Genomic DNA, 2,137 nt, shown 5'->3' on the forward strand with positions numbered 1-2,137 from the left:
GGTTTTCGCGGTGAGTTTGCTCTTGCGCTTGGATCCGAACCCCTGGTAACCATGTGGTCTATTCTCCCTCTTCTCTTGTATCATTACGGTGCGAAGCATCGTGTAAATGCTCATCGTTTGTGAACACAAAGACATGTTTATATGTAGGGTGACAAGATGCAGACATGAATTCGTCAATAAAAAATAACTATAAAACTAGAAAAATAGATGTATAATCGGTGTTGAAAGGAGGGATTATAGGATGGCAGCCACTTCGTTCGAAGGTTCAAGTTCATTTTGTCCTGCGCTAGGCGAGGATATGGCACATCTTGTACAGCAAGCGCAAGAAACGTTTGCGCTTTTGCAAACTCCTAAAGCGATAAGTGATTTTGCTCTTTTTTATAAGTCGCTTGGCGATGAGACACGGTTAAAGATTGTCGCATTGCTGTTGTTGCGTGACTTATGTTTATGCGAATTGGTCGATGGACTCAATGTCCCAACTTCGACGATGAATCATCACCTGCAAATGCTAGTGAAAGGAGGGGTGATTCAAGGAAGACGGGAAGGGAAGTTTACGATCTATCACTTGAATGAAGCGGTAAGGCCTTATTTGCCGTTTGTCGAAGTGAAGTAATCCTGTTATTCGTTGTAACGGGTGATGATCGATCGAATCATGAATAGAAAAGAGGAATCTTAAATGGAACTTGAACAGCTCACGAAAATTACGGATGAAGAATTAAAAGGTGCACAATATTTTCACGGACACAAATGTCCTGCAATGCCACAAGGATTACGCGCAGGTCATTTAGCAATGGACCTTTTGGGCGTAGAGCGTGCACGAGGTGGCGGAGAACTGCGAGCGATCGTAGAGATTGGCGACCATCACTTTTCTGGTTGTTTTGCAGATGGTGTGCAATATGCAACAGGTTGTACATTTGGCAAAGGAAATATCACAAAGAACCCACTTGGGAAGTTTGCTGTTACGCTAATCGATACGAAAACAGGGCGGGCTGTACGTGTGACAGCAAAATACGAACGTATGAAACAGTGTTTAGATATGCCGTTTTTTGAGCAACGCAAACAAGGGATTCCTCCTTTCAAACTGGATCCTGAAGTTGTGGAACCTCTGATTGAGGATGTGATCCGTCGAGATTGGAAAGAGATGTTTGACGTAACGACTTTTGAACAGTATCCCATCGAAAAACAGGGTGAATCCTTCAACGCAGTACAGTGTTCTGAGTGTAAAGAAATGGTTGTCACGGAGTATGCGAGGGAGTTGGACGGCAAACTGTATTGCCAAACTTGCTTTGGCGCACATGTCAATCGCAGAGGATAGGGATGCGACATGTTACTTTTAGCAAGTGTTCTCATCTTTTTCGTTTCTGCGATCTTTGCCATGCTTGGGATGGGGGGAGGAATGTTACACCTTCCCATTCTTTTGTGGCTAGGCTATCCGTTAAAAACGGTGGCTCAACCGGTCGGAATTTTATTAAATGGATTGACGACGCTGGTTGCGCTCATCACATATGCGCGAAATCGACTAGTTGATTGGCGAGGTAGTTGGCCGATGGCACTGGCTGCTTTGATTCTTGCTCCGATTGGCAGTATGATCGCGCACTTGATTGATGACCGAGTGCTTATTTTTTTATTAGTTCTTATGATCTTTTTTGCTGCAATTCGCACACTGACAAGTGCCAAAAAAGCAGAGCCCAAAGAATTTACACCAACATTAAAACATCGCGTGCTAGGCGTAACGGTGGCAGGGTTTGCTGCATTTCTTGGGGCGATGTTAGGTCTTGGTGGGGGGACATTAATTAGTCCTCTATTGATGTGGATGGGGTACCCGACGAAACGAGCGGTGGCGACATCGGCATTTATTGTAACAATTTCTAGCGCTTCAGGTTTTGTGGGGCGTATTGGACATCTCGAAGCTTCTTGGCTGCTTGTTGTGGTGCTTTCGCTTGCAGTGATTCTCGCAGCGTGGCTTGGCAGTTCACTGATGGCGACAAAAGCAAAACCACATTGGGTGAAGTATGCTTATAGTATCTTGCTATTTGGCGTCGGGGTGAAATTGCTGATTCCATTACTGTAAGTGAGAGGCGACAAAGCTTAACGCATGAAGACGATTGTCAATCACCTTCATGCGTTTTATTATATA

3 protein-coding genes are annotated in these 2,137 nt (G+C 44.6%); all 3 read left to right on the forward strand.

Annotation, left to right across the window (positions count from 1 at the left end; genetic code table 11):
* The first annotated feature begins 241 nt into the window (after positions 1–241).
* Positions 242–613, forward strand: a complete 372-nt coding sequence (locus BM613_RS14315) for an ArsR/SmtB family transcription factor (protein ID WP_245926407.1) — start codon at positions 242–244, stop codon at positions 611–613.
* Positions 614–676: 63 nt separating this feature from the next.
* Positions 677–1,315: an FmdE family protein gene (locus tag BM613_RS14320; protein WP_109431832.1), complete on the forward strand. Its 639-nt coding sequence runs from the start codon at positions 677–679 to the stop codon at positions 1,313–1,315.
* Between the two features lie 9 nt (positions 1,316–1,324).
* Positions 1,325–2,071: a sulfite exporter TauE/SafE family protein gene (locus BM613_RS14325; protein WP_109431833.1), complete on the forward strand. Its 747-nt coding sequence runs from the start codon at positions 1,325–1,327 to the stop codon at positions 2,069–2,071.
* Positions 2,072–2,137: the final 66 nt, after the last annotated feature.

The sequence above is a fragment of the Sulfoacidibacillus thermotolerans genome (assembly GCF_003144315.1).
In the GTDB taxonomy this organism is placed as follows: Bacteria; Bacillota; Bacilli; order Alicyclobacillales; family SLC66; genus Sulfoacidibacillus; species Sulfoacidibacillus thermotolerans.